General features: G+C 57.3%; 7 protein-coding genes. All 7 read left to right on the top strand.

All coding sequences use genetic code 11. From position 1 onward, the window contains the following. Window positions 1-79 precede the first annotated feature (79 nt). The 7 genes from VKV29_RS00175 to VKV29_RS00145 all read left to right on the top strand — a co-directional run bounded on the left by VKV29_RS00175 (window position 80) and on the right by VKV29_RS00145 (window position 4,099). Window positions 80-346 (top strand): KH domain-containing protein, encoded by a 267-nt coding sequence (locus tag VKV29_RS00175; protein WP_324199273.1) that lies wholly within the window; start codon window positions 80-82, stop codon window positions 344-346. A gap of 26 nt (window positions 347-372) precedes the next feature. Further along, window positions 373-921, top strand: coding sequence for a ribosome maturation factor RimM (gene rimM / locus VKV29_RS00170; RefSeq protein WP_324199272.1), 549 nt, complete (start codon window positions 373-375; stop codon window positions 919-921). Window positions 922-945: 24 nt separating this feature from the next. After that, window positions 946-1,794, top strand: a complete 849-nt coding sequence (gene trmD / locus VKV29_RS00165) for a tRNA (guanosine(37)-N1)-methyltransferase TrmD (RefSeq protein ID WP_324199271.1) — start codon at window positions 946-948, stop codon at window positions 1,792-1,794. A gap of 130 nt (window positions 1,795-1,924) precedes the next feature. Beyond that, complete coding sequence (rplS, locus tag VKV29_RS00160; protein WP_044950560.1) at window positions 1,925-2,233, top strand: 50S ribosomal protein L19; 309 nt, start codon at window positions 1,925-1,927, stop codon at window positions 2,231-2,233. 9 nt (window positions 2,234-2,242) lie between these two features. Next, window positions 2,243-3,061, top strand: coding sequence for a signal peptidase I (gene lepB, locus VKV29_RS00155; RefSeq protein WP_324199270.1), 819 nt, complete (start codon window positions 2,243-2,245; stop codon window positions 3,059-3,061). A gap of 23 nt (window positions 3,062-3,084) precedes the next feature. Further along, entirely contained in the window at window positions 3,085-3,723 is a 639-nt protein-coding gene (locus VKV29_RS00150) for a ribonuclease HII (protein WP_324199269.1), read from the top strand. Continuing rightward, window positions 3,710-4,099 carry a YraN family protein gene (locus VKV29_RS00145; RefSeq protein ID WP_324199268.1) on the top strand — a complete coding sequence of 130 codons (390 nt, stop codon included), beginning with the start codon at window positions 3,710-3,712 and terminating at the stop codon, window positions 4,097-4,099. Before VKV29_RS00150 ends, VKV29_RS00145 begins: the two co-directional genes overlap by 14 nt. Window positions 4,100-4,579 lie beyond the last annotated feature (480 nt).

The raw sequence follows: 4,579 nt of genomic DNA, 5'->3' as shown, positions 1-4,579 counted from the left end.
CGAGCCCTCTTAAAGAAAACTGGGGTGCTGGAGAGGTTCCAGCAACAAAAAGCACAAAGCAAGAAGAAGGTGGAAGCAGGTGTCTAGTATTGCTGCCGAGTCGAAATCCATATCGGGTTTGCTCGAATATCTCATCAAGTCGTTGGTGGACGATCCCGAGAGCGTTACCATTACGGAAGTGGAGCGGCCGGATATCACCATCTACGAGGTGCGTGTGGCTCCCGGAGACCTTGGGCGTATCATAGGAAAACAAGGGCGCGTGGTGAATGCCCTGCGCACCGTGGCGCGAGCAGCCGCGCGAGGCGAACGCCGCGTGCAAGTAGAAGTTATCTCTGATGCTTCTTAATCGGGCCAAAACATCGCTATAGAGCTATGTCGCTTGAGGAGTGGACGCTTGTTATCGGGGAGATCGTGGCCCCATTCGGCATTCGTGGAGAGGTGAAAGTGCGCCTCGAAACCGATTTTCCCGATCGGTTCTACTCTCTCAAACAGGTCTGTGTGCGTCTGCCGTCCGGTGCCATGCGGCTCATGGAGATAGAGGATGTGCGCCTGCATGGGCTGCATAAAGGGCAGATTCTGCTGCGTTTTCGGAATGTGGCCACCGTCGAAATGGCAGAGGCGCTGCGCGGCGCCGTGCTGCGCATTCGCCCCGAAGAGGCTGTGCCGCTGCCGCCAAATGAGTTCTATATTCACGAGCTTATCGGCTTCGAGGTGGTGACCCAAGAGGGCGCCTTCCTGGGACGCTTGAAGGAGGTGCTTCGCTACCCGGCACACGACATCTATGTGGTAAGCCGTGGAGGAAAGAACGAGGTGCTTCTGCCGGCCGTCCGTGAGATCGTGCGGGCCATAGACCCGCAAGCGAAGCGAATCGAGGTAAAACTGCTGCCCGGTCTGCTCTCGCCTGACGAACAGGAAGTGTAAGAGGGCAACATCGCCCGCAAAAAAATGCGTATAGACATTGTCACCCTCTTCCCTGAAATGGTGGAGGCCGTGCTCAATACGAGCATCCTCGGACGTGCCAAAGAGAAGGGGCTTGTGACGTTTCGTGTGGTGAATCTGCGCGATTATGCCACCGATAAGCACCGCACCACCGACGATGTGCCCTACGGAGGCGGCGGGGGCATGGTGATGAAGATCGAACCAATTGCCCGTGCTCTGGACGCGCTGAAGGCAGAGGCCCCTGAGGAGCAAAAACCGAGGGTCATCCTCACCGATCCGCGGGGGCGCCTGTTTACACAGGAGCTGGCCAGAGAGTTGGCCAAAGAGAGCCATCTTATTCTGCTCTGCGGGCACTACGAAGGAGTGGATGATCGGGTGCGCCAACACCTCGTTAGCGATGTGGTCTCTATCGGCGACTACGTGCTGACGGGGGGCGAGCTGCCTGCTTTGGTGATAGCGGATGCCCTCACGCGCCTGCAAGCAGGAGCGCTGGGTGACCAAGAGGCGCCAGAAAAGGATAGTTTTGCGGAGCCGATTCTCGAATATCCGCACTATACGCGCCCTGTGGAGTTCCGCGGGTGGCGCGTACCCGACGTTTTGTTGTGCGGCCATCATGCCCAGATCGCTCGATGGCGGCGACAGCAAAGCCTTCGGCTGACGCGCGATCTGCGACCTGACCTTTTTAACCGCCTTACGCTGAGTGCGGACGACCTGAAGCTTTTAGAAGAGGAAATTACGGTTCCTCCAAAATCACGAAAACACCTGCCGGTGACCTCCCAAAGCTTGGAGGAGACGGCGTCGCAACAAGAGAGAGGAAAAGATACCGATGGCACTAGGACCAGAGATCATTCGTGAGATAGAGAAAGAAGAGATCGAGCGAGCGCGCCAAATATGGGCCGAAACGGAAAACCGACGGCGCGAGCAGGATGCGAAAGAAAAGAAGCGTGCCGAGTTTGAACGCGTCTCGGTAGAAGACCGCGCTCCCATCCCCGGCTTTCGCCCCGGCGATACCGTGCGGGTGCACGCAAAAGTGGTGGAGGGCGATAGAGAGCGTATTCAGGTGTTCGAGGGCGTGGTTATTGCCATGAATAACGGAGGCGTGCGCAAAAGCTTCACCGTTCGTAAAATCTCCCATGGGGTAGGGGTGGAGCGCACCTTCCTGCTCTACTCCCCACGCATTGAAAAGATCGAGGTGGTGCGCTATGGTAAGGTGCGTCGCGCAAAACTGTACTACCTGAGGACAAAGATCGGTAAACAGGCTCGAATTAAAGAAGACCGTGACGCGAAGCGTTAGAGATAGGCGATGACTCCCACTCCGCATGAAACAGGCGCCTTAGAGTTCTTCGCCTATCTCTCTACGGCGCAGGTCGCTTTTGCCGCCCTCATTCTCACGATTGTACGGGTTTTTGCGCTACAACGCTATAAGGCTGCCGTCGAGGCGCACAAGGCGGTGGAGGATGCCGGTTCGTTCTGGGCCTTCATCGCCGAGATATGCGAATCCTTTCTTGTGGCCGGCGTGCTCGTTTTCTTTATCATTCGCCCCTTCTTCATTCAAGCGTTCTACATCCCCACCGAGTCGATGGAGAACACCCTCATGGGGCACGATGCCTACGACCCAACTACCGGCCAAACCTACGCCCATGCCGTGCATGATCGCATCTTCGTGAACAAGCTCATCTATCGCTTCACAAACCCCAAACGCGGCGATGTGATCGTGTTTCGTGCTCCTAAAGCCGCCGATTCGGATGACATCGCTCTCGGCAAGCCTCTTAAAGAGAATATCCTCATCAAACGGGTCATCGGTATTCCTGGCGATACCATTCAGATCAAGCAGGTAGGGCCTTACGATTACGTTTTCCGCAACGGGGTTCAATTGAACGAATATCACAATCCCAAACTGCCCTACAGCATCAAAGACCCCATGGACCCATCGCTCAATCCCAATTTCAAATATGGCTACGAATCCCCGGTGCACCTAGGCCCTGGGCAGTATTGGGTGATGGGAGACAACCGCAACTATAGCTTCGATAGCCGCTATTGGGGTGTGGTAACGCGCAACCGTATTATCGGCAAGGCTTTCTTCATCTTCTGGCCGCTGAACCGAATCGGCTTCATCCACTGACGTGACGTTAAGGAGCATCGGCGATGGATTGGTGGGCGGAAGAGCGTGCCGCCGCCAAAGCGGGCTATACCTGCATTGTCGGGATTGATGAGGCCGGACGTGGATGCCTCGCCGGCCCAGTGGTTGCCGCTTGTGTGCTGCTTCCCTTTGAATGGCTTCCTGAAGGCCTCAACGATTCCAAACAGTTGACCCCGTCCGAGCGGGAGAGACTCTATGAGGTGATCACAGGGGGTGCGCGGGGATGGGGGGTGGGTGTGGTCGAAGCCGAACGCATTGACGCCGTCAATATCCTCAAGGCCACGCACGAGGCCATGCGTAAGGCCCTTGAGAAGTTACCGAAAGGCCTCTTCCCCGACCTGGCGCTTATTGATGGGCTGCCGGTTCAGCCCTTCCCCATTACGCAAAAGGCTTTGGTGAGAGGCGATGCCCGCTCGGCCTCTATTGCGGCGGCCTCGATTGTGGCCAAAGTAACGCGCGATCGCCTCATGCGCTCCCTCGATGCCCTTTTTCCAGGCTATGGTTTTGCGCAACACAAGGGCTATGCCACACGCGAGCACATAAGGGCATTGCAAAGGCTTGGGCCTTGTGCGCTGCACAGGCGCAGTTTCCGACCGGTGGTGGAGGCCTTGCGGGGGCGGGAGTTGATCCATGAGCGTGCCTAGGCGGGCTTTGGGTGCCGGATGGGAGCAGGTGGTGCGCCTCTATCTAGAGCAGCAGGGCTGGCAAATCCTGGATGTCAACTATCGAAGCCCGTTTGGTGAGCTGGATATCGTGGCCCTTGAGCCAACCAAAGACGGACCGGTTGTGGTTTTTGTGGAGGTGCGCGCCCGACGCAGCCGGCGATATGGCACGCCGGCCGAAAGCGTTAGCGGAACAAAACAGGCCCGGCTGCTGGCAACCGCCTACCGGTGGTTGGCCGAACATGCGATGGGGGAGGCAGAACCGGCCTGCCGCTTCGATGTGGCGGCCGTTTCGATAGGTGCCGACGGGAACGCCAAGATTACGCTTTTCCGTGCCGCTTTCGATGCCTCGCCGTAGGTAGAAATCGGCTTGAGGACAGCTAAATCGCCGGTTCTAAAGCCAGTTCGTACAGCAAGCCCGTCTTGTTCGCTCCCTCCCCTTGCAGGGGGAGGGCGTCGGCCTTGAGGGGCGGGGGTGGGGGCTTGTACAGGTCGGCCTTGAAGAGCTGGCGATACAACTGTCATTTCGAGCCGAAGGTGAGAAATCTTAAGTTTCACTCCCCACCCGTTCTGAGGACAAGTGCGTGTGCTTTGAGAGGTAAGGGTGAGGGGCTGTAGGCTACGGTGTAGGTTGGTTCATGGTGATGACTGCAGGGGCAACCCTTGAGGGAAAGTGCTGAGGGGAAGGGGTAGGTCTTGAGAGGACTGTAAGACAAAAACCTGCCTCCCTTCATCCATGAAGGAAGGCAGGAACTACCTAACTCCACACCCTACTATGGCACGGTCACACGGAAACTTCCGCCAAAACTACCTCCGCCATACGTACCACGCACCTGCA

The organism is Chthonomonas sp. (genome assembly GCF_035294165.1).
Taxonomy (GTDB): domain Bacteria; phylum Armatimonadota; class Chthonomonadetes; order Chthonomonadales; family Chthonomonadaceae; genus Chthonomonas.
This window is presented reverse-complemented; position numbering and strand designations above follow the sequence as displayed.

Coding starts and splice junctions, on each gene's coding strand:
- VKV29_RS00145 (WP_324199268.1), top strand. CDS start 3,710: ATGAGCGTGCCTAGGCGGGCTTTGGGTGCCGGATGGGAGCAGGTGGTG.
- VKV29_RS00150 (WP_324199269.1), top strand. CDS start 3,085: ATGGATTGGTGGGCGGAAGAGCGTGCCGCCGCCAAAGCGGGCTATACC.
- lepB (WP_324199270.1), top strand. CDS start 2,243: ATGACTCCCACTCCGCATGAAACAGGCGCCTTAGAGTTCTTCGCCTAT.
- trmD (WP_324199271.1), top strand. CDS start 946: ATGCGTATAGACATTGTCACCCTCTTCCCTGAAATGGTGGAGGCCGTG.
- rimM (WP_324199272.1), top strand. CDS start 373: ATGTCGCTTGAGGAGTGGACGCTTGTTATCGGGGAGATCGTGGCCCCA.